The organism is Bacillus sp. Y3, assembly GCF_008123875.1.
Lineage (GTDB): Bacteria > Bacillota > Bacilli > Bacillales > Bacillaceae > Bacillus > Bacillus altitudinis.
This window is the reverse complement of sequence record NZ_VSSC01000005.1, coordinates 383,424-404,798: the sequence shown is the minus strand read 5'-3', so window position 1 is coordinate 404,798 and position 21,375 is coordinate 383,424. Positions and strand designations below refer to the sequence as shown.

22 protein-coding genes are annotated in these 21,375 nt (G+C 41.0%); all 22 read left to right on the top strand.

Going from position 1 to position 21,375, the window contains the following annotated elements; genetic code table 11:
* Nucleotides 1-12: 12 nt before the first annotated feature.
* The 22 genes from FXF70_RS14310 to FXF70_RS14205 all read left to right on the top strand — a co-directional run bounded on the left by FXF70_RS14310 (nucleotide 13) and on the right by FXF70_RS14205 (nucleotide 21,332).
* Entirely contained in the window at nucleotides 13-738 is a 726-nt protein-coding gene (locus FXF70_RS14310; RefSeq protein WP_148780465.1) for a DUF881 domain-containing protein, read from the top strand.
* Entirely contained in the window at nucleotides 738-1,106 is a 369-nt protein-coding gene (locus FXF70_RS14305; protein ID WP_003210988.1) for a small basic family protein, read from the top strand. The genes FXF70_RS14310 and FXF70_RS14305 overlap by 1 nt, the downstream gene beginning before the upstream one ends.
* Nucleotides 1,107-1,265: 159 nt before the next feature.
* Nucleotides 1,266-2,588, top strand: coding sequence for a cell division protein FtsA (ftsA, locus tag FXF70_RS14300; protein ID WP_007499754.1), 1,323 nt, complete (start codon nucleotides 1,266-1,268; stop codon nucleotides 2,586-2,588).
* A gap of 33 nt (nucleotides 2,589-2,621) precedes the next feature.
* A complete protein-coding gene (gene ftsZ, locus FXF70_RS14295; protein ID WP_007499752.1) occupies nucleotides 2,622-3,767 on the top strand; it encodes a cell division protein FtsZ in 1,146 nt (381 codons plus the stop codon).
* Between the two features lie 300 nt (nucleotides 3,768-4,067).
* Nucleotides 4,068-8,387, top strand: a complete 4,320-nt coding sequence (locus FXF70_RS14290) for a S8 family peptidase (protein WP_148780463.1) — start codon at nucleotides 4,068-4,070, stop codon at nucleotides 8,385-8,387.
* A 249-nt stretch (nucleotides 8,388-8,636) separates the two neighbouring features.
* Nucleotides 8,637-9,563 (top strand): sigma-E processing peptidase SpoIIGA, encoded by a 927-nt coding sequence (spoIIGA, locus tag FXF70_RS14285; RefSeq protein WP_048002851.1) that lies wholly within the window; start codon nucleotides 8,637-8,639, stop codon nucleotides 9,561-9,563.
* A 58-nt stretch (nucleotides 9,564-9,621) separates the two neighbouring features.
* Complete coding sequence (gene sigE, locus FXF70_RS14280; protein ID WP_007499746.1) at nucleotides 9,622-10,341, top strand: RNA polymerase sporulation sigma factor SigE; 720 nt, start codon at nucleotides 9,622-9,624, stop codon at nucleotides 10,339-10,341.
* A 142-nt stretch (nucleotides 10,342-10,483) separates the two neighbouring features.
* Nucleotides 10,484-11,263, top strand: a complete 780-nt coding sequence (gene sigG / locus FXF70_RS14275; RefSeq protein WP_003211879.1) for an RNA polymerase sporulation sigma factor SigG — start codon at nucleotides 10,484-10,486, stop codon at nucleotides 11,261-11,263.
* Nucleotides 11,264-11,413: 150 nt separating this feature from the next.
* Nucleotides 11,414-12,352, top strand: coding sequence for a sugar-binding transcriptional regulator (locus tag FXF70_RS14270; protein ID WP_017359359.1), 939 nt, complete (start codon nucleotides 11,414-11,416; stop codon nucleotides 12,350-12,352).
* 243 nt (nucleotides 12,353-12,595) lie between these two features.
* A complete protein-coding gene (locus FXF70_RS14265) occupies nucleotides 12,596-13,840 on the top strand; it encodes an NAD(P)H-dependent oxidoreductase (RefSeq protein ID WP_007499740.1) in 1,245 nt (414 codons plus the stop codon).
* A 12-nt stretch (nucleotides 13,841-13,852) separates the two neighbouring features.
* Entirely contained in the window at nucleotides 13,853-14,284 is a 432-nt protein-coding gene (locus FXF70_RS14260; RefSeq protein WP_008354650.1) for a transcriptional regulator GutM, read from the top strand.
* 17 nt (nucleotides 14,285-14,301) lie between these two features.
* A complete protein-coding gene (gene srlA / locus FXF70_RS14255) occupies nucleotides 14,302-14,832 on the top strand; it encodes a PTS glucitol/sorbitol transporter subunit IIC (RefSeq protein ID WP_003210918.1) in 531 nt (176 codons plus the stop codon).
* Nucleotides 14,833-14,845: 13 nt separating this feature from the next.
* Nucleotides 14,846-15,856 (top strand): PTS glucitol/sorbitol transporter subunit IIB, encoded by a 1,011-nt coding sequence (srlE, locus tag FXF70_RS14250; protein WP_024720315.1) that lies wholly within the window; start codon nucleotides 14,846-14,848, stop codon nucleotides 15,854-15,856.
* Nucleotides 15,857-15,882: 26 nt separating this feature from the next.
* Nucleotides 15,883-16,239 (top strand): PTS glucitol/sorbitol transporter subunit IIA, encoded by a 357-nt coding sequence (locus tag FXF70_RS14245; RefSeq protein ID WP_007499733.1) that lies wholly within the window; start codon nucleotides 15,883-15,885, stop codon nucleotides 16,237-16,239.
* 128 nt (nucleotides 16,240-16,367) lie between these two features.
* On the top strand, nucleotides 16,368-17,144 hold the full coding sequence (locus FXF70_RS14240) for an ABC transporter ATP-binding protein (protein WP_019743283.1): 777 nt from the start codon (nucleotides 16,368-16,370) through the stop codon (nucleotides 17,142-17,144).
* 79 nt (nucleotides 17,145-17,223) lie between these two features.
* On the top strand, nucleotides 17,224-17,460 hold the full coding sequence (locus FXF70_RS14235; RefSeq protein ID WP_008344958.1) for a YlmC/YmxH family sporulation protein: 237 nt from the start codon (nucleotides 17,224-17,226) through the stop codon (nucleotides 17,458-17,460).
* A 212-nt stretch (nucleotides 17,461-17,672) separates the two neighbouring features.
* Nucleotides 17,673-18,536, top strand: coding sequence for a peptidoglycan editing factor PgeF (gene pgeF / locus FXF70_RS14230; RefSeq protein WP_148780461.1), 864 nt, complete (start codon nucleotides 17,673-17,675; stop codon nucleotides 18,534-18,536).
* Between the two features lie 6 nt (nucleotides 18,537-18,542).
* On the top strand, nucleotides 18,543-19,232 hold the full coding sequence (locus tag FXF70_RS14225) for a YggS family pyridoxal phosphate-dependent enzyme (protein WP_262368846.1): 690 nt from the start codon (nucleotides 18,543-18,545) through the stop codon (nucleotides 19,230-19,232).
* Between the two features lies 1 nt (nucleotide 19,233).
* Nucleotides 19,234-19,692, top strand: a complete 459-nt coding sequence (sepF, locus tag FXF70_RS14220; RefSeq protein WP_017359354.1) for a cell division protein SepF — start codon at nucleotides 19,234-19,236, stop codon at nucleotides 19,690-19,692.
* A gap of 6 nt (nucleotides 19,693-19,698) precedes the next feature.
* Nucleotides 19,699-19,980 carry a YggT family protein gene (locus FXF70_RS14215; RefSeq protein WP_017367203.1) on the top strand — a complete coding sequence of 94 codons (282 nt, stop codon included), beginning with the start codon at nucleotides 19,699-19,701 and terminating at the stop codon, nucleotides 19,978-19,980.
* A gap of 54 nt (nucleotides 19,981-20,034) precedes the next feature.
* Complete coding sequence (locus FXF70_RS14210; protein ID WP_008344948.1) at nucleotides 20,035-20,811, top strand: YlmH family RNA-binding protein; 777 nt, start codon at nucleotides 20,035-20,037, stop codon at nucleotides 20,809-20,811.
* 26 nt (nucleotides 20,812-20,837) lie between these two features.
* Nucleotides 20,838-21,332, top strand: coding sequence for a DivIVA domain-containing protein (locus FXF70_RS14205; protein ID WP_008344947.1), 495 nt, complete (start codon nucleotides 20,838-20,840; stop codon nucleotides 21,330-21,332).
* Nucleotides 21,333-21,375 lie beyond the last annotated feature (43 nt).

The following is a 21,375-nucleotide window of genomic DNA, read 5'->3' as shown; positions in this document are numbered from 1 at the left end:
AGGTGAGTGGTGTTGAGGAAAAAGAAGCCATTACTTAGTTTGACAGTCCTGATGGTCATATTTGGCATCATGGTCTCGATCCAGTTTAACTCTCTACAAAAGCCTAAAGTTCGCGATACTCGAGACGTTTGGGAATTAAGAGAGGATTTATCTGCATCTAAAAGTAAGGAACTGGATTTATTGAAAGAAATTGATAAATATGATGAAATGCTAAAAAAGTATGGCAACCAAGAAGATCAATCCAAAGAAGCACAATTAACAAAAACGTTGAAGGATTTGAAAGAAAAGGCTGGTTTTACAGAGGTAACGGGTGAAGGAGTTGAAATAGAAATTACTCAGCTTTTTTCTAAGGAACTTACCGGAGAAGAAGTCAAAAATATACCACCTGATCTTCTGAAAAAATTAATCAACGAAGCCAATATGTTTGGGGCAAAACATATTTCCATTAATGAACACCGGGTGATTAACACCAGTGTTATTCGAGATATTAATGGTACGACGAAAATGGATGGTTACAGCATAGATGGTGATACAGTCACGATTAAGATGGTCAGCGAGCAGGCCGATAAATTATACAGCCGTTTAAATGTATCAGATATTGGTGATTTGTTTGCTCAGGAAAATTTCAGTTTGAGTATTAGACCGCCGAAGAAAGAAATTCATTTAAAAGCATTTGACGGTACAATTCAATTAAATGAATTGAAGCCTCTTGACGATGTAAAGGAGGGAAAATCTTAATGTGGCTTCCTGTACTTGGTTTAATCATAGGAGTTGCGATCGGTTTCTTAACGAATTTTACGATACCGAATGAGTATTCTAACTATCTTTCCCTCGCTGTACTTGCTGCGCTTGATACATTGATTGGTGGAATCAGAGCACATCTGCAAGGGGCATACGATGAACTAGTGTTTGTATCAGGTTTCTTCTTTAATATTATACTCGCAATAAGTTTAGCTTTTCTGGGCGTCCATCTTGGTGTAGACTTGTATTTAGTCGGAATGTTTGCATTCGGTGTTAGATTGTTTCAAAATATCGCCGTTATTCGAAGAATTCTACTAACAAAATGGACAATTTCTAGAGAAAAAAAGAAAAAAAGTGAGTCATAAAAAAGGATATACATATGATGTAACGAATATTTTCAGTAATCCTAATAAAAAATGTTGATTTTTTAAGTTTTGTTACACACTTGTAAAAACACATTCATTGTATTGTTGTTCAGCAAATAATAGAATAGAAAGTATTGATATGTGAGGAGGTGCCATAGAATGAACAACAATGAAATTTACGTCAGCCTTGACATCGGTACATCCAATATAAAAGTCATCGTCGGAGAAATGGCGGATGATTCGCTTAACATTATAGGTGTTGGAAATGTCCCTTCAGAGGGGTTAAAAAAAGGATCGATTGTTGATATAGATGAAACAGTTCATTCTATTAGACAAGCATTTGAACAGGCTGAGAGAATGGTAGGTTTTCCTTTACAAAAGGCGATAGTCGGAATTAACGGAAACCACATTCATATTCAAAATACGAGCGGCGTGGTCGCAGTGTCTAGTGAAAATAAAGAAATACATGCTGAAGATGTGAGACGTGTCTTGGATGCTGCACAGGTAGTATCTATTCCGCAAGAACATCTCGTAGTAGACGTCATTCCGAGACAATTTATCGTCGACGGAAGAGATGAGATCACAGATCCGAAAAAAATGCTAGGTGTAAGGCTAGAAGTGGATGGATCGTTAATTACAGGTTCTAAAACGATTCTACATAACTGGCTCCGATGTGTAGAGCGGGCTGGTATTGAAATTATGGATATTTGCTTGCAGCCACTCGCATCGGGTTCAGCGGCGTTATCGAAAGATGAAAAAAATCTAGGGGTAGCTCTTGTCGATATTGGCGGCGGCTCTACTACGATATCCGTATTTGAAAACGGGCATCTCTATTCTACTCACAGTATCCCATTGGGCGGAGAGAACATTACAAAAGATTTGTCTATAGGACTTAGAACTTCCACTGAAGAAGCTGAACGAATCAAAAAGCAATTTGGGCATGCATTCTATGATGAGGCATCGTCTGAGGAGACATTTGAAGTTTCCGTCATCGGTACGGACCAAAAACAGACGTATACACAACTTGAAGCAGCCAATATCATCGAAGCACGATTGGAAGAGATTCTGCTTTTTGTGGCAGAGGAATTACGCAATATGGGTGTCCATGATTTGCCTGGCGGATTCGTTCTAACAGGTGGACAGGCAGCTATACCAGGTATCCTTTCTCTGGCACAAACGGTCCTACAAAACAATGTAAGAATCGCAAGTCCTAATTATATTGGGGTCAGGGAACCTCAATATATGACAGGAGTGGGCTTGATCCATTTTGCTTATCGCAATGCAAAGATTCAGGGCAGACAGGTTGGATTCCAAATGCCGGATGAAGCATTTCATGAAGTAGGCGCGTCCATGGAGCCGGTTTCTTCTACACCACAAGTAAAAGAAGCTCAGCCAAGACCGAAAGTGAAACAAAAAGCGCAACAAGAGACAAATAAAAAACCGGGCAAAATGAAAAAACTATTTAATATGTTCTGGGAATAGAACTAGATTTTCGACGGATTAGGAGGATTCAGCATGTTGGAGTTTGAAACAAATATAGACGGCCTAGCATCAATTAAAGTAATCGGTGTAGGTGGCGGCGGAAATAACGCTGTCAACCGAATGATTGAAAATGACGTACAGGGTGTCGATTTTATTGCAGTGAATACAGATGCACAGGCGTTAAACTTATCAAAAGCAGAAACAAAAATGCAAATCGGTGCTAAGCTGACAAGAGGGCTTGGAGCAGGTGCGAATCCTGAAGTCGGTAAAAAAGCTGCTGAAGAAAGCAAAGAACAAATTGAGGAAGTCTTAAAAGGCGCTGACATGGTCTTTGTGACAGCCGGTATGGGCGGTGGAACTGGTACGGGTGCTGCACCTGTCATTGCGAAAATCGCAAAAGATTCTGGAGCCTTGACAGTTGGAGTTGTGACTCGTCCTTTCACATTTGAAGGAAGAAAGCGTCAGCTTCAAGCAGTTGAAGGGATTGCTTCTATGAAAGAAGCAGTTGATACGTTAATCGTGATTCCAAACGATCGCCTGCTTGAAATTGTCGATAAAAACACGCCGATGCTTGAAGCATTCCGTGCAGCAGATAACGTGTTAAGACAAGGTGTTCAAGGGATCTCAGATCTCATTGCAACGCCAGGTTTAATTAACCTTGACTTTGCTGACGTGAAAACGATCATGTCTAACAAAGGTTCAGCTCTTATGGGAATTGGTGTCGCAACAGGCGAAAACCGTGCTGCTGAAGCAGCGAAAAAAGCCATTTCTTCACCACTTCTTGAAACAGCGATTGATGGAGCACAAGGTGTTATCATGAATATTACTGGTGGTACGAACCTTAGTCTTTATGAGGTACAAGAAGCAGCGGATATTGTTGCATCAGCCTCTGATGAAGATGTCAACATGATCTTTGGATCTGTCATTAATGATAACTTGAAGGATGAAATTGTGGTCACAGTCATCGCAACCGGTTTTATTGAGCAAGAGCCCGAAGTGACAAAACCTCAAAGAAATCCATTAGGACAAGGATTAAAGCAAAATCAATCCATTCCACAAAAGCGTGAAGTAAAACGTGAGGAACATCAGCAAACATCATCACAACCAAGACAAAATACACAGTCAAGTGATGATACATTGGATATCCCAACGTTCTTACGTAACCGCAATAAACGATAAGCAAGCACGATTCAACCCCTTCCTTTGGAAGGGGTTTTTTTATGTCTGCATGGTGAGAAGATCCTGAACCTGATTGATATAAAAGTCTTGTTTCCGCGTGTTATTTGGAACTATTGTATGTGTTTTGGCTTGAGTCTTTTAAGTCAAAAGAATCATTTTTAATTTCCTTTACAAAAAACGACAAAATGTTGAACTTTATTTGACTACATTAATGAGAACACCAAGAAACTTGTCATGATCAAAAAGAAGGGGGAGGGGCAGGATACACACTGTTTGACCATTTGAGGAGGAGGGATTTTATTGAAAGTGAAGTTTCGCAAAACCGCCGTCTATCGTTTCATGAGTCTTTTGGTGATTGGTACTTTAACGATGACAAGCTTTGGGATGGTTCAAGCAAAATCGACTTCTACCTCATATCAGGAGGAAGCCGTTTCCTCTAAGACAACAAAAGCCAAGATTTCTTCGAGATTAAAGAAGCAGTTTCAAAAGGAAGATAAGGTGACCTTCTTAGTCAAAATGAAGGAACAAACGAATGTACAAAAAGTAGCAAAAGAAGCTGTATCAAAAGCAAAAAAACAAAAATTAACCGCGGCTAAAACGCAGTACACAAAAAGATCAGCCGTTGTATCTGAGCTGAGAGCAACATCTGATGAAACGCAGCAAGCGCTCCTAGCGTATTTACAAAAGGAAAAAAAGAATAAGCAAGTGAATGATATTCATTCCTACTATATTGTGAATGGTCTAGCTGTGACGGCAACAAAAGAAGTGATGGAAAAGGTTGCTTCTTTTCCAGAAGTAGCTCAAGTGCTGCCGAATGAAACACGTCAACTTCATCGTCCTGTTGATTTGAAGCATGCTAAGCCAAACAAACAAATCAAAGCAGTAGATGGAGTTGAATGGAATATTGCTCAGGTGCATGCACCAGAAGCGTGGGATTTAGGCTATGACGGGACTGGAACCGTTGTGGCAAGTATTGATACAGGTGTCGAATGGGATCATCCTGCGCTAAAAGAAAAATACCGCGGGTTTGACCCTGCTCGTCCGAACGAACCATCTCATGAACTGAATTGGTATGATGCCACGACAGGCTCTGAAGTCCCTTATGATGACTTGGAGCACGGGACCCATGTGACAGGCACAATGGTTGGTTCTGAGCCAGATGGAAAGAATCAAATTGGGGTCGCACCGGGAGCAGAATGGATTGCAGTGAAAGCTTTTTCAGAAGATGGCGGTACAGATGCTGATCTTTTAGATGCTGGTGAGTGGGTTTTAGCACCGAAAGATCAAAACGGAAATCCTCACCCAGAAAAGGCACCTGATGTTGTGAATAATTCGTGGGGCGGCGGGCCAGGTCTTGATGATTGGTATAAAGATGTAGTGAATGCTTGGAGAGCAGCAGACATCTTTCCAGAATTTTCAGCCGGTAATACCGATTTATTCAATCCAGGCGGCGCGGGTTCGATTGCAAATCCCGCTAACTATCAAGAAGCCTTTGCTACAGGCGCAACAGATCAGGACAACAAGTTAGGGTCTTTCTCCCTTCAGGGTCCTTCTCCATATGGCGTAATGAAACCAGATATTGCTGCTCCGGGAGTAAACATTCGCTCTTCGATCCCGGGAAAAGGATATGAGGATGGGTGGAATGGTACATCGATGGCAGGTCCGCATGTCTCAGCTGTTGTTCTTCTTCTTCGCCAAGTGCAATCAGACCTTTCTGTGGATGAAATTCAGCAAATTCTTATTGAGACAGCGAAACCACTGACAGATCAGCAATTTCCTGAATCCCCTAACAACGGCTATGGGGCAGGGTTAGTTGATGCAAGAGAGGCGATTACTGCTTTAACCAATGGAATCGGTACGATTGAAGGTCAGGTGACAAAAGAAGGAGAAGATACAGAGCCACCTGTTTTTTCACATAAAGGTCCGAATGAAATTTTTGCTGCAACGCCAACCCCATTGACCATCACTGCAGAAGATGGGATAGCAGTGACAAATGTTTCTTTGACTTACCGAGTAGATCAAGGTGAGTGGGAGACGCTGAAAGCCGACCGCACGGATGGAAATCATTTAAAAGGAACCTATACGGTGCAGCTCCCTGAACTTGAGGGGGAAAACGTGACATACCGATGGATTGTGAAAGATTTTGGAGGAAATGAAGCGGCATCAGATTCTTATACACTTCCAATTAAAACATCCATCACCACTGGCTACTCACAAGATTTTGAAGCATGGCCAAGTGGATGGTTCAGTGGTGGAACAAAAGATCCGTGGCAGTGGGGAAAACCGTCCACAGGTCCAAAACAAGCATTTAGCGGGGAACATGTCTATGCCACCAATTTAGACAGTCCTTATGAAAATAAAACGGACGCCAATTTGTCTATGCCGCTCATTGCTGTACCAGATTCAGGTTCTTCCTACCTGCAATATCAATACTGGCATGATCTCGAAGCCAATTATGATTATGTGCATGTCTATGTACAGCCAGAGGGTGAAGACGCTGTTCAAGCGACAGCTTATACGGGGAAAACAAATGCGTGGACAGCAGGCGAAGTTGATTTATCTGCTTATAAAGGTCAAAAAGTGAGAGTCCTGTTTCAGATAAGAACAGATGGCAGTGTCACAAAAGATGGCTTTTATTTAGATGATGTGAAAATCACAGATCAGGCATTGTCTCAACAAGCCAAGAACCAGCTGGGTGTGATCAAAAAAGAAAAATCCACAAGCCAGAATAAGAAATCAGTTGATCCAAAAAAGGCAAAGCCTGCTAAAGTAAAAAATAAACATGTACACATTCAAAAGCAAAACAGTCATGATGCTCCGTCTATTCAAGCTCTTCCAATGAGAGCGCAAATCAGTGTTCTAGAAAGCGGAAAATCAACTTCCACCGATGAAGCGACAGGGAAATATCAGCTGTCTCAAGGAGCAGGAGAATGGACAGTGAAAGCAGAAGCTTACGGCTTTGAATCACGGTCCCAAAAAGTCAAAGTGGCATCAAAAGAAGCTGCAGAAGCGAATTTCTCCTTACAGCCGCTAGAGAAACGAACGATCTCTGGCACGGTCGTCAATGAAACAACTGGTGAAAAGGTGAAGAATGCAACTGTTTATCTTGTGGAGGACGCAAAAATTGAGCCGGTGAAAACAGATGAATCCGGTGAATTTTCTCTAGAGGCATTAAGCGGTGTCTATACAGTCAAAATTTTTGCGAAGGGGTTTAAAGGCTATACGTTTACAGCGGATGTGACGGAAAAGCCGCTTGAAAAGTCAGTGAAACTTGAGCCTTTTATCGGTTTTCCGGGAGAGATTGGCTACGATGATGGAACGGCTGAAAATGCACGGGCTTTCTACGATCCTGGCAATGGCTGGGCTGTGAAGTTTTCATTAGAAAAAGGAAAGAAACAAGCACAAGTCACAGGTGGTCTTTTCCGGTTTTGGACATCAGAATGGCCAGCTCCTGGAGGCGATGAATTTGCTGTTGAAGTATATGATGCTTCTGGGAAGGGTGGCGCACCAGGTGAGAAAATCGCAGGACCTTTAAAAGCAAATGCGCTGCGTAATGGTGAATGGACAAAAGTAGATTTAGAAGATCAAGCCATTACAGTGGATGGAGATTTCTATCTTGTTTATATTCAAACGAAAAAGAATACCGAATCTCCGGGACTTGCCACAGATGAAGATGGCCCTAATGCTGAAAGAAGTTGGCAGCTGACGAGCGGTGCTTTTTCTCCTTCTCCGAAAGAAGAGGGGAATTATATGATACGTGCGCTCGTAAACTATGAAGCAGATATACCAGAAATCACTTCTCCAAAGGCAGGAACCATTACAAATCAAGGTGAATTGACGATTGAAGGCACGGCCTCTCCGGGTCTCGATGTGGCCATTTATCAGAATGATGAAGAGGTGGCCAACGTCAAATCAGATGAGTCGGGTACTTTCAAAGAAAATGTATCTGTTCCAAGTGGAGAGCATGTCTTCACGGCGGCGACTGTAACGGATAAAGGCTCAACAAAACATTCCAAGCCAGTCAAGGTGATCATCGATCAAACAGCACCGACATTGACCATTGATACACCGAAAAAAGGCGACAAGTCTAATAGAGAATCACTCACGGTGGAAGGGAAAGTAGCGGATGATTATCTAGATCAAGTCACAGTCAATGGAAAAAAAGCGACCGTAAAGGATGGGGCATATTCTGCAAGGGTGCTGCTTGAGAACGGGAAAAATACAATCAAAGTGACAGCAAAAGATGCGGCTGGAAACAAAACGACTAAAAAGGTCGACATCGATGTACAATATGATGCACCTGTCATTTCTGAATTAGCGCCAAAAGACAATATGAATCTATCATCAGGTGAATCGGTTAAGATTTCATTTAAAAGCAGGGAAAAGCTAGATGCCACCTTTGTTCTTCATATGCCGCTGACAAATGCTAGATCAAAACTTCAAAACACAACCGAACTGCCGATTCGTGAAGTAGCACCGGGAACGTATGAAGGCTACTGGACGGCGACATCTATTGCAAAAGCAAAAGGTGCAGTGATTGAAGTCATTGTCAAAGATGATTATGGAAATGTCACAAGACAGAAGGCAGAAGGAACAATCACCATCAATGAGAAAGAATGACAGCGAAAAAGACACGACTCTTCGGAGCGTGTCTTTTTTTGTGCAATTGATAGAGGAGACACTTGTCCAACAAATCATTCCGATGTTCTTTCTGTTTCATACGTCGACAAAAACGATAACAATCCACCAAAAGTTCTCTATCATCCCCTACAAGAATTGACAGACTTCCATCCGATGACTGTTTTATACTGGTACAAACAAGTGCAAGTACTGCTTTTGATTCTTTGTTTCAGATGAAAGGAGCAGAAGGTGGTCATTTATTTAGATGTCATTTGGCTGTTAAACTTTTGTTTTGATCTATTGCTGCTCTTACTCACGGCATTTATTCTCAAACGACAAGTGAAAAAAAGGCGATATATGTTAGGAGCTCTCATTGGATCGAGCATTGTTCTCTTGCTCTTTACGCCATTTGCAATGATTGTGTCGCACCCTTTAGGCAAACTGCTTTTTTCTGTCTTGATCGTGCTTGGAACCTTTGGCTTTCAAAGATTTCGTTCCTTTTTTCAAAACCTGTTTGCTTTTTACTTTGTCACATTTTTGATGGGAGGGGGCATGATCGGGGTTCATTCGTTTTTGCAGACAAATACAGTCATTCAAGATGGACTGCTTATTTCACAAAATGATGGATTTGGTGATCCCATTAGCTGGCTTTTTGTTCTCACTGGCTTTCCGGCCATTTGGCTGTTTTCAAAGAAACGATTAGGAGAGGTTGGTGCGAAAAAAAGACAATATGACGAACAAGTACTTGTGGAGATACACATTCAAGGAGAAACGATCCGCTTAAATGGTCTGGTCGATTCTGGAAATCAGCTGTATGATCCATTGACGAAAACACCTGTCATGATCGTCCAGCTCGATCAGCTCACATCTATTTTCGGAGAGCCATTTATAGAAAAAATGAAACAGTTTCATCCTGTTGAAGTGATGCAAAAGCTTGATGATTTTCCGCTGCTTGATCGTTTAAGACTTGTTCCGTATCGCGCAGTCGGTCATGATCACGGGTTTCTACTATGCTTTAAACCAGATACGGTCGTCCTTTATACAAAAACACATATGATCCAGCCAGCAAAGTGTTTTGTTGGGATGAGTCTAAGTGGATTATCAGCAGATCAGGAATTTCAATCCATCATTCATCCAGAGATGTTAGACGGAAAAATGATACAAGGGGTGTCGTAGTTTTTTGTGATGTCTTTTATCTTACGAAGTCAACTGGACATTTAGAAGGGAGAAGAAGATGAAAAAATTAAAATTTAAACTCACTTACTACTGGTATAAACTCCTCATGAAGCTAGGGCTAAAGAGTGATGAGATTTATTATATTGGTGGAAGTGAGGCACTGCCTCCGCCGTTATCAAAGGATGAAGAACAAGAATTGCTCGTTAAATTACCAAAAGGGGATCAAACAGCAAGAGCCATTTTGATTGAACGAAACTTGCGATTGGTCGTTTATATCGCAAGAAAATTTGAAAACACAGGCATTAACATTGAGGATTTGATTAGTATCGGAACGATAGGCCTCATAAAAGCAGTAAATACGTTTAATCCAGAAAAAAAGATCAAACTGGCCACATATGCGTCTAGATGTATTGAAAATGAGATTTTGATGTATTTGCGTCGAAATAATAAAATCCGTTCAGAAGTATCGTTTGATGAGCCGCTTAACATTGACTGGGACGGTAATGAACTGCTTTTATCAGATGTACTTGGGACAGATGATGATATTATCACCCGGGATATTGAAGCAAATGTCGATAAAAAATTACTGAAAAAAGCGTTAGAACAATTAAACGATCGTGAAAAACAGATCATGGAACTGAGGTTCGGTTTAGTTGGCGGTGAAGAAAAAACCCAAAAAGATGTTGCCGACATGCTTGGTATTTCTCAGTCCTATATTTCAAGGCTCGAAAAAAGAATTATTAAACGATTGCAAAAAGAATTTAATAAGATGGTCTAAAAAAAATTTTTGAAAGCTTTATCCCTGTACTGTCAAAGGGATCACCATTTTTTCACATCTTTCTCGTCGTAGACCGTGCATATTTTTCCATCCCACGGAGATACTGAACTTTGTACAACAGCTCCTGTAGGGAGGGAAAAAAGTGTCCAGAAATAAAGTGGAAATCTGCGGAGTCGACACCTCCAAACTGCCTGTTCTGAAAAACGACGAGATGAGAAAATTATTCAGACAGCTGCAAGATGAAGGTGATGATACAGCAAGAGAAAAGCTAGTTAATGGCAATTTGCGGTTGGTTTTAAGTGTGATCCAGCGTTTTAACAACAGAGGCGAGTATGTTGATGATCTCTTCCAAGTAGGCTGTATCGGATTAATGAAATCAATTGATAATTTTGATTTAAGCCACAATGTCAGATTTTCAACTTATGCGGTTCCTATGATCATAGGAGAAATCCGTCGATACTTGCGCGATAACAACCCTATCCGGGTGTCTCGTTCACTAAGAGATATTGCCTATAAGGCGCTTCAAGTCCGTGAGAGATTGATTAGTGAGACAAGCAAGGAACCAACGGCAGAAGACATTGCCAAAGTGTTAGAAGTCCCTCATGAGGAAATTGTTTTTGCCCTAGATGCCATTCAAGATCCTGTTTCTTTGTTTGAACCGATTTATAATGACGGAGGAGATCCGATTTATGTGATGGATCAAATTAGTGATGAACGGAACAAAGATACACAATGGGTAGAAGAATTGGCCTTAAAAGAGGGAATGCGCAGATTGAATGATCGAGAAAAAATGATTCTTCGTAAACGCTTTTTCCAAGGCAAAACACAAATGGAAGTGGCAGAAGAAATCGGCATTTCTCAAGCACAAGTATCAAGGCTTGAAAAAGCAGCAATCAAACAAATGAATAAAAATATTTTTTAAAGCCGCCACTAATGTGCGGCTTTTTTCATTCTTTTTAGAGAACCCATTTCTAGTATTGACTCTGTTATTTTTTTCATTTAATCTGTTTTTAACAAATGTTATTTGAAATATCATTTGTGAGGGAATAGAGAAGCGGAAAGAAGGGTTATTATGACATTCCATGATGAAAGAAGGCTGCTCATTAAGGTTGCGCATATGTACTATGAAGAAGGCGCCACTCAATCTAAAATTGCAGAAGCTGTTGGGGTTAGCCGTTCGCTCATATCGAAATATTTGGCAAAAGCACGTGAAGCAGGAATCGTGGAAATCATTATTCATGATGAAGTAAATCAACAATATGGTTCGTTAGAAAGAAAAATAGAGCGAAAATACGGGCTGCGAGAAGTCGTGTGTGTGGAATCTCTCAGTCAAGAAACAACAAAAAGTCGAATAGGAGCTGCGGCTGCGGGCTTTTTATTAAAAGTTATGAAGGATGGACAAGTCATCGGTTTTTCATCAGGGACCACCTTGCATGAAATGGCGAAAGCGCTTACGTCTGTTCAGCATTTTCCGTCTGTGACATTTGTTCCGCTTGTCGGAGGCGTCGGAAATGAAGATGTTGATATTCATGCCAACTATATTATTGGAAGATGCTCAGAAGCACTCAAATCCAAATGTGAGTTTTTACATGTGCCTGTCATGCTTGATACGAAAGAAGCGAAAGATGTACTCATTAGACAGCCGTCGATCAAAAAAGTCATTGAATTAGGAGAATCATCAAATATCGCAGTCGTAGGAATAGGCGGGGTTCCGCAACATTCAACGATGGTGAAATCCTATATGACAAGTGGTGAGGAAGATATCCTGCAAGCGAAAGATGTCGCGGGTGACATTTGTTATAACTTTATTGATCATACAGGTGAAGTGTATCCGCATCCGTGGAACGACCGGGTGATGGGGATCAGTCCTCAAAAACTGAAAGAGATCCCGCTTGTGATTGGTGTCGCTGGAGGAGAAGAAAAAATTGAAGCAATCAGGGCAGCGTTAGAAGGTGGATTAATTCATGTGTTAATTACAGATGAACAAACCGGAGATGCCCTATTAAAGTAACTACCTAAGCCGATTAGGTAGTTTTTTTGAGTCTTTAGACTCAAAAAGATTGAAAATTTTATCGATTTTATCTTGACACAAAGTTGACACATCATATAAACTAAGTTCATAACAAATGATAAATAAAATAACAAATGTTACAAGAAACAGATTTTTGTTAATTTTTATAACATTTGTTAAAAGTTTCAGATTATTTTTCTAGCAATCTATTGTGAAGCAAGAAAACCTGAAAGGATGATTTAGATGTCAATTTATCAACAATTGTTAGCACGAGAACGCAGCGGAGATCCAATCAAAGTTGGGATTATCGGGGCAGGCCAAATGGGCTTTGGACTCATTTCACAAATTTCTAAAATTCCAGGTATGATTGTCGCAGGTGTTTGTGATATTCATCTTAGTGCAGCTGAGAAAGCAGCGAATTTTTACAAGCAACATGCGAAACCACATCAAATGGTCGTCACAAATGATTACAGAGAAGTGATTCAATCAGATTCTGTGGAAGTCGTTGTGGATGCAACAGGTGTTCCAGAGGTCGGAGCAAACATTTCTTTGGAAGCGCTTAATTCAAAAAAACATCTCGTTCTTTTAAATGTAGAAGTCGATATTACGATCGGTTTGGTCATGCATAAATTATTCACGAATGCAGGACTTGTGTACTCTGGATCAGCTGGAGATGAACCAGCAGCAACGCTAGAACTATACGAATTTGCAAAAACAATGGGGCTTGAAGTATTGGTTGCTGGGAAAGGTAAGAACAACCCATTCTTCCCAGAAGCAAACCCAGATACGTGTAAAGCTGAAGCAGATAGTAAACATATGAGTGCCCACATGCTGGCAGCATTCCAAGACGGAACAAAAACGATGGCAGAAATGAACCTATTAAGTAATGCAACAGGACTTTTGCCTGATAAAGTCGGCATGCATGGAGTAGAAGCGAATTTAGAAAATGTAGCAGATAAATTAAATCAAAAACAGCAAGGCGGCGTACTGGATAACTTCGGAGTCGTTGAATATGTAAACGGACTGGCGCCAGGTGTCTTTGTCATCGTCAAGAGTGATCTTGAGCCAGTAGATGAAGAGCTTCGTTACTTAAAAGTTGGAAAAGGTCCTCACTACACACTGTATCGTCCTTTCCACTTAGCAAGCCTTGAAACACCAGTGACGATCGCAAAAGCAGTCTTACAACACGATTCTTCAATCCATCCAATTGGTGTACCAGTATCAGAAACTGTCGCTGTGGCGAAAAGAGATATTAAAGCAGGAGAAACACTTGATGGTATTGGCGGATACTCCGTAAGAGGTGTACTTGAAACACATCAAGACATGAAAGCGAACGGCCACATCCCAATTGGCTTAATCAGTGGAAAAGTGGTAGCGAAAAAAGATATTAAATTGGGGCAATTCTTATCTCATGATGATGTAGAACTTGATGCAAGCACAACGGTCTGGAAGCTGCGTTCATTACAAGATCACTTATTTCAATCATAAGGACGTGAGGCTATGGAAAAATTAGCAATCGTACTTTGTATCATTCTAATTGTGCAGTATGGTTTATCGTTTATTCAAATCAAGTACTACCGCAAAAGCATGGATTCACTGATTGACGACTATAAAGGGAAACAAGGCTATCACTTGTTTTCAGGAATGGAGCGGCGCAAATTTGGTCCTGGAGCCATTGCGCTCATCATTGTCGATGAATCATACATCATTCAAAAGTGTCATGTGCTGGGTGGCGTCTCGATTTTGTCTAAATTTAAGGAACTGCCTTCCTATGAAGGAAAACATGTGGGGGCTGTGCTTGATGAGCATCACATGATGAAACAAACATTGAAAAAGCGCAAAAGGGGACCAGCTGTCATGCAAGCACTTTCCATGGCAGCGGAGCAGGCGCTTGTCTCAATTTCTAAAAAAAATATAACAAATGTGAACTAAGAAAGGGGAGATGAAACATGGAATGGATTCAATGGTTTGGAGAGCACTTTATCGGGATGTTTGAAGCCGGCGGAAAGCAGTTCATGGGTCTTGTTACAGGTATCGTTCCAACGCTTGTTGTGTTACTTACTTTCACTTATGCTGTCATGAAGTTTATTGGAGAAGAGCGAGTGAATAGAGCGATTCAGTTTGCAGCGAAATATACCATTTTGCGCTATACGTTAATGCCGATCTTATCCGTTCTTATTTTGACAAACCCAATGGCTTATACGTTTGGCCGCTTCTTACCTGAAAAACAAAAACCAGCATTCTATGATTCAGCTGTTTCATTTGTTCATCCGGTAACATCACTGTTCCCGTATGCCAACGCAGGAGAGCTGTTTGTCTACTTAGGAATTGCGAACGGGATTAAAGAAGCTGGATACTCTATGTCAGAGCTGGCTGTTCGTTACTTCTTAGTCGGGATCGTTGTCATTTTACTTCGCGGAATCATTACGGAATGGATCACAAAGTACTTAGCAGGAAAAATGAAAGCGAATTCACAATAGGGGAGGGTTAGACATGACAAACCACAAAGTATTTGTTGCAAAAGGTGCTGGCGGATGGGGAAAAGGATTAGAGCTTGAACCAACCGGTAAAAGAAGAAAGGTCGTTTCCATTACAGGAGGAGGCATTCACCCAGTTGCACGTAAAATTGCAGAAATGACAGGGACAGAAGCATGTGATGGCTTTAAAAATTCTATACCAGAAGATGAAATGATGTGTGTTGTCATTGACTGCGGAGGAACAGCGCGAATCGGACTTTATCCAATGAAACGCATTCCAACTGTCGATGTGCTGGCATCCTCTCCTTCTGGACCGCTTGCAAAACACATTACAGAGGATATCTTCGTATCAGGTGTCACAGAAAAAGATATTTCCTTTGCGGAAGCATCTGATAGTGAAGGGAATGTAGAAGGTCAAGAAAGCAGCGGCCCAATTGACAAAGAGAATTTCAAAGAAACCTATTCAAAATTGAAAGAGGAAAATATCGAACGTCAAGAAAAAGGGAATTTCCTCATGAGATTCTCAAGAGGAATCGGAAAAGTAACCGGCACATTCTATCAAGCTGGTCGTGATTCTGTTGATATGCTCCTTAAAAACATTATTCCATTCATGGCCTTTGTCAGTATGTTAATTGGAATTATCAATTATACAAAAATCGGTGATCTGATTGCCCATTTCCTTTCACCTTTGGCAGGATCTTTATGGGGGCTCTTACTGCTCGTTGTTGTCTGTACCTTACCGTTCCTATCGCCTGTCTTAGGACCTGGGGCAGTCATCGCACAAGTCATCGGTGTACTGATTGGTAGTCAAATTGCACTAGGAAACATTCCGCCTCAATTTGCTCTTCCAGCACTGTTTGCGATCAACGGTCAAGTAGGGTGTGACTTTATCCCGGTTGGGCTATCACTTGGTGAAGCAAAGCCGGAAACGGTACAATATGGGGTACCAGCTGTTTTGTATAGCCGTCTCATTACAGGCGTTCTATCTGTTGTGATCGCATACGTTGCCAGCTTCGGTATGTATTAAACGTATTAAAGGAGGAATCGAGATACATGGTAACACAATCTGTCGTAAAAGAAATTGGGATCTTAGTCCCGCAGTTTAAAGAAGATAAGCTGATTGTTTTATTTGGACCAGCAGCGCCGCAGGAATTAAGAGATATGTCTGTCATTCATGAGTTTGAACACTTAGAAGAAGAGCCGCTGAAATTAGGCGGAACGATTCAAGTGGGCGACCAAACGTATACCATTACTGCTTTAGGCAATAAAGCAAATGACAACTTTAAGGAACTCGGCCATATTTCGATCTACTTCCAAGAGCCGTTTGATGATGTATTACCGGGAGCTGTCTTTGCATCCCCGCATACGTTTCCTGATATTAAAGAAGGCGTGCGAATTGAAATTTCGTAACCATGCAAAAAAGCTGTTCCTTTTAGGGAGCAGCTTTTTTGCGTTAGGTTTACTGATTGAAACATTTGCGATATGCTGTAGACGTTATTATTTGTATATTCAGAATTTTTATTCAGGGGGAAAAGATCGTGTCGCTTGACTTGAAGGATGTTTCTTTAAAACGAAATGGAAAATGGCTGCTTCGTTCTATTGACTGGCAGGTGAAAAACCAGGAACACTGGGTGCTTTATGGTTTAAATGGTGCTGGGAAAACGGCTTTATTAAATATGCTTTGCTCATATTATTTTCCAACGTCAGGTGAGATGACGGTGTTAGGCCATGTGTTTGGCAAGGAAGCGCTTGGTGAAAAACTAAGGAAGAAAATTGGTCTCATCTCTGCTGGTCTTGAAAAGAAGCTGCACAGAGATGACAATGCATTTGAAATTGTTTTGAGCGGGGCATTTGCTTCCATCGGACTTTATGAAACACCGACAGATGAGATAAGAGAGAAGGCGATTGATTTATTAAAAACATTTGGCTCGTTTCAATATGCCAATCGCACGTATGAAACCCTCTCGCAAGGGGAGAAACAAAAAGTGCTCATCGCAAGAGCTTTAATGAATGATCCGAAGCTCCTAATATTAGATGAACCTGTGACGGGTCTTGATTTTTTAGCAAGAGAACAGGTGCTAGAGACGATCTCATTGATTGCATCAAAACCAGATGCGCCCACATTGCTCTATACGACCCACCATGCAGAAGAGATTCTCCCGATTTTTCAGCACACCTTATTATTAAAAGAAGGTACTGTTTTTCATAAAGGGGAGACAAAGCAGATGATGACAAGTGACTTGCTTTCTTCCTTCTTTGAATGTCCAGTCGAAGTCATGTGGCAAAACGGCCGTCCTCACTTAAGTAAATTGTAGATAAGAGAAACTATTGGTCTGCTTCCCTGCTTTTCCATCATACATATTATAGTAGAAAACGAAAGGCGGGGAAGGACAGATGATCAGTATTTCTGAATTCCAAATCAAAGATGTCGTCGATGTGTCCAGCGGAAAAAAATTAGGTACTATTGGAGACATCGATATCAATGTCACGAGCGGTAAAATACAAGCGATTATCATAGGCGGTACAGGTAAAATGATGGGATTTTTCGGAAAAGAAGAGGAAATGATTGTCCCGTGGCGAAATATAGTAAAAATTGGCGAAGATGTGATACTTGTCCGTTTGTCTTCTTAATTTGTGTAAATTCCTCAACTAATAGATCAAATTTTCCTTAAAACATGCTCTCCATTCTCAGCAATCAATGTCTTTTTCGGGTAAAAAGATTACGTTTTCATATCAATTTGAAAAAAAACCTGTAGAAAGGGCACATTTGAGTGTAATATTTAATGAATCCCACTAACTGTCTTAGCAGGTCTTGTGGTAAAATAGGAGCGATATAAAGAGAGATGAATGAAAGGTGGGAGGCAGCTTTGATAGACAAATATGACCCCTTTCAGCAGAAATCACCTTATGCAATGCTGATTCATGATTGGACGAACATGACATGTTCTGGAAAAGAGATATTGGCCGGTTTTACGACCAAAAATGGCGGCTTTAGTCTTTCTCCATATCAATCACTGAACACTGGACTCCATGTAGGAGATGATGCTTCTAGTGTCCAAATGAATCGTCAAGTCATTGCAGATGCTACTGCTGTGCCGCTCTCTAATTGGGTGTTTGCTGACCAAACACACGAGGATCGCATCATGAAAGTCACGAAGGAACAAAAGGGAAGAGGAAGTCTTCAGTATGATGAAGCGCTCTCTAGAACAGATGGTTTATACACCTCTGAACCAAACATCATGCTCGCTCTTTGTTTCGCTGACTGTGTTCCGCTTTATTTTCTAGCGCCGCAATCTGGGCTGATTGGAACGGCTCATGCCGGCTGGAAAGGAACCGTTAAGCAAATTGGCGCCAACATGGTTGATGCATGGGTTCGCCAAGAAGGCGCTGATGCCGATCATATACAAGTCGTCATTGGACCATCCATTGGCAGCTGCTGCTACATAGTAGATGATGTTGTCATAGATCAAGTGAAACAGCTTCCTTTTTCAACAGAGGATGTGTATTCCGAGATGTCACAAGGACAATACAAAATTGACTTAAAAACACTAAACAAAAACGTATTACTTCATGCAGGATTAAAAGAAGAAAACATACATGTCAGTTCGATGTGCACAAGTTGCAATGAGCAGCATTTCTTCTCACACCGGCGTGATCAAGAGAAAACAGGACGTATGATGTCTTTTGTCGGGTTTAAGGAGGCATAAGTGCAATTGAATGTACGAGAGAATCTCAGACAAATAAATGAACAAATCAACGAAGCATGTAAAAGAGCAGGTAGACATCCAGACGATGTATCGGTTGTCGCTGTCACAAAATATGTCTCGATTGAACGAGCATTTGAAGCAAAGGATGCCGGCATTTTGCACTTTGGTGAAAATCGTGACCAAGGGTTACTTGAAAAACAGGCAGCCATAACCGATGAAAACATTAGCTGGCACTTCATCGGCAGTTTACAGACGCGAAAAGTGAAATCTGTCATTCAGACCATTGACTACTTACATTCGCTAGACAGAATGTCCCTTGCGAATGAAATTGAAAAAAGAGCGGATCACACGGTTCGCTGTTTTGTACAGGTGAACACATCACTTGAGGAGTCAAAACACGGCTTACAAAGCGAAGACGTGATTCCATTTGTCAAACAGCTGGCTGATTTCAAACATATTGAAATTGCTGGACTCATGACGATGGCTCCATTTACAGATGATCATACTGTGATACGAAACTGTTTTAAAACATTAAAAAGCCTTCAACAAGAGGTAAAACAACTGAACCAAGTAAATGCACCTTGTCAGCATTTATCGATGGGCATGTCAAACGATTTTGAAATCGCAATTGAAGAAGGTGCGACATTTGTTCGGATTGGCTCTTCACTTGTTGGAAATGAAACAGGAGGTGCGTGACATGAGCATAAAAAATAAGTTTAAAAGCTTCTTCACACTCGATGATGAAGAGTATGAGTACGAATATATTGATGAAGAAAGAGAACCAGCACAAGAAGAAAAAAACACAAAAGATAAAGCGGCATTTCAAGAGCGTCCTCAGGCAGGAAAACAAAATGTCGTCAGCTTGCAAAGCGTGCAAAAATCCTCTAAAGTGGTGTTAAGTGAGCCACGTGTTTATGCAGAGGCTCAAGAGATTGCAGATCATATTAAAAATCGGCGTGCAGTCGTCGTCAATTTGCAGCGCATTCAGCACGATCAAGCAAAGCGAATCATCGACTTCTTAAGCGGAACGGTTTATGCAATCGGTGGAGACATTCAGCGTATTGGCTCGAATATATTCCTCTGCACACCTGATAATGTGGATGTATCTGGCACAATATCAGAACTATTGACAGAGGAAGAACCTCAGAGGTGGTAAACCAAAGTGATTCTATATTACATTTTTCAGTTTCTACAGACTGTATTAACGATTTACTCATTCGCGATCATTATTTACATCTTTATGTCATGGGTACCATCTGCAAGAGAAACAGCGATTGGCCGCTTCTTGACAAACATTTGCGAACCGTATTTAGAACCATTCCGTAAAATTATTCCGCCAATTGGCATGATTGACATCTCGCCAATTGTGGCATTGCTTGTGATTCGTTTCGCATCATTGTATGGACTAACTGGTCTTTATAATATGATTGTACGATTCATGTAAACAGGCTGCCGGGCTTGGCATCTGCCAGGCTCTTTTACATAAAAGGGGAACAAAATGAGCGATATTTATCAACATTTTAGAAAAGACGAACAGCCATTTGTCGACCAAGTATTAGGCTGGAAAAACATCGCACTCGATCAATATCGAATGAAATTAACAGATTTTCTTGATCCGCGTGAGCAGTTCATTACCCAGTCCGTGATTCAGCATTCTGATGAACTGGGTCTCATGTTTTTTGGCGGGTATGAGGAAGCAGAGCGAAAAAGGGCTTTGATCTATCCTGATTATTTAGCACCGTCTATACAGGATTTCGAGCTGACTTATTTTCAGGTGAACTATGCGAAAAAGTTTATTTCGATAGAACACCCAAATCTTCTCGGTTCGCTCATTGGGACAGGCCTGAAGCGTCAAAAATTCGGTGATTTGTTGTTTTCAGAGGACAACGTGCAATTTATTTGTACAAGCGATGTTGCCGATTTTGTTCGGGCTCAGCTGACGCATGTCGGCAGAGCGTCTGTTTCATTAGAGGAAATCAGCAAGGCAGATATACAGCCAGTCATCAGCAAAACCGATATCAAAGAAGATACGATTTCTTCACTGCGGCTTGACGCTGTATGTGCTGCTGTCAGCCGTCAGTCTCGGCAAAAAGCACAACTTTTGGTCAAAAATGGTCTTGTTAAAGTAAACTGGAAAGTCACTGAAGACCCTTCCTTTACAATTGGTGAAGGTGATCAGCTCTCTGTCAGGGGATTTGGCCGCTTTAGCTTAAAAACAATTGATGGGAAGACAAAAAAAGATAAATTCAAAGTAACATTTGAGCTTCTGACATAACGAATTTGAATCTGGAGGTGGCAAGATTGCCATTAACACCTAATGATATTCATAATAAAACGTTCACAAAAAGTTTTCGCGGCTATGACGAAGATGAAGTAAATGAGTTTTTAAGCCAAGTACGTAAAGATTACGAGATCGTACTTCGCAAAAAGAATGAGCTTGAAGACAAAGTCAACGAGCTTGATGAAAGACTAGGCCATTTTGCAACAATTGAAGAAACATTAAACAAATCCATTCTTGTGGCGCAAGAAGCAGCAGAAGACGTGAAGCGTCATTCTGATAAAGAAGCGAAATTGATCATTCGTGAAGCTGAGAAAAATGCAGACCGTATTATCAACGAAGCGTTATCAAAATCAAGAAAGATTGCAATGGAAATCGAAGAGCTCAAGAAACAGTCGAAAGTCTTTAGAACTCGTTTCCAAATGCTCATCGAAGCTCAGCTTGATCTTCTGAAAAATGATGATTGGGATCATTTGCTGGAATATGAAGTTGACGCTGTCTTTGACGAAAAAGAATAAGCGCATCATCTTGACATGACGTGCTCATGTTGCATATAATACC

Bases quoted from the DNA above. Each gene is read 5' to 3' on its own strand.
- FXF70_RS14305 (WP_003210988.1), top strand. From the start codon at position 738: ATGTGGCTTCCTGTACTTGGTTTAATCATAGGAGTTGCGATCGGTTTC.
- ftsA (WP_007499754.1), top strand. From the start codon at position 1,266: ATGAACAACAATGAAATTTACGTCAGCCTTGACATCGGTACATCCAAT.
- ftsZ (WP_007499752.1), top strand. From the start codon at position 2,622: ATGTTGGAGTTTGAAACAAATATAGACGGCCTAGCATCAATTAAAGTA.
- sigE (WP_007499746.1), top strand. From the start codon at position 9,622: ATGAAAAAATTAAAATTTAAACTCACTTACTACTGGTATAAACTCCTC.
- FXF70_RS14270 (WP_017359359.1), top strand. From the start codon at position 11,414: ATGACATTCCATGATGAAAGAAGGCTGCTCATTAAGGTTGCGCATATG.
- FXF70_RS14265 (WP_007499740.1), top strand. From the start codon at position 12,596: ATGTCAATTTATCAACAATTGTTAGCACGAGAACGCAGCGGAGATCCA.
- FXF70_RS14260 (WP_008354650.1), top strand. From the start codon at position 13,853: ATGGAAAAATTAGCAATCGTACTTTGTATCATTCTAATTGTGCAGTAT.
- srlA (WP_003210918.1), top strand. From the start codon at position 14,302: ATGGAATGGATTCAATGGTTTGGAGAGCACTTTATCGGGATGTTTGAA.
- srlE (WP_024720315.1), top strand. From the start codon at position 14,846: ATGACAAACCACAAAGTATTTGTTGCAAAAGGTGCTGGCGGATGGGGA.
- FXF70_RS14245 (WP_007499733.1), top strand. From the start codon at position 15,883: ATGGTAACACAATCTGTCGTAAAAGAAATTGGGATCTTAGTCCCGCAG.
- FXF70_RS14235 (WP_008344958.1), top strand. From the start codon at position 17,224: ATGATCAGTATTTCTGAATTCCAAATCAAAGATGTCGTCGATGTGTCC.
- pgeF (WP_148780461.1), top strand. From the start codon at position 17,673: ATGAATGAAAGGTGGGAGGCAGCTTTGATAGACAAATATGACCCCTTT.
- sepF (WP_017359354.1), top strand. From the start codon at position 19,234: ATGAGCATAAAAAATAAGTTTAAAAGCTTCTTCACACTCGATGATGAA.
- FXF70_RS14210 (WP_008344948.1), top strand. From the start codon at position 20,035: ATGAGCGATATTTATCAACATTTTAGAAAAGACGAACAGCCATTTGTC.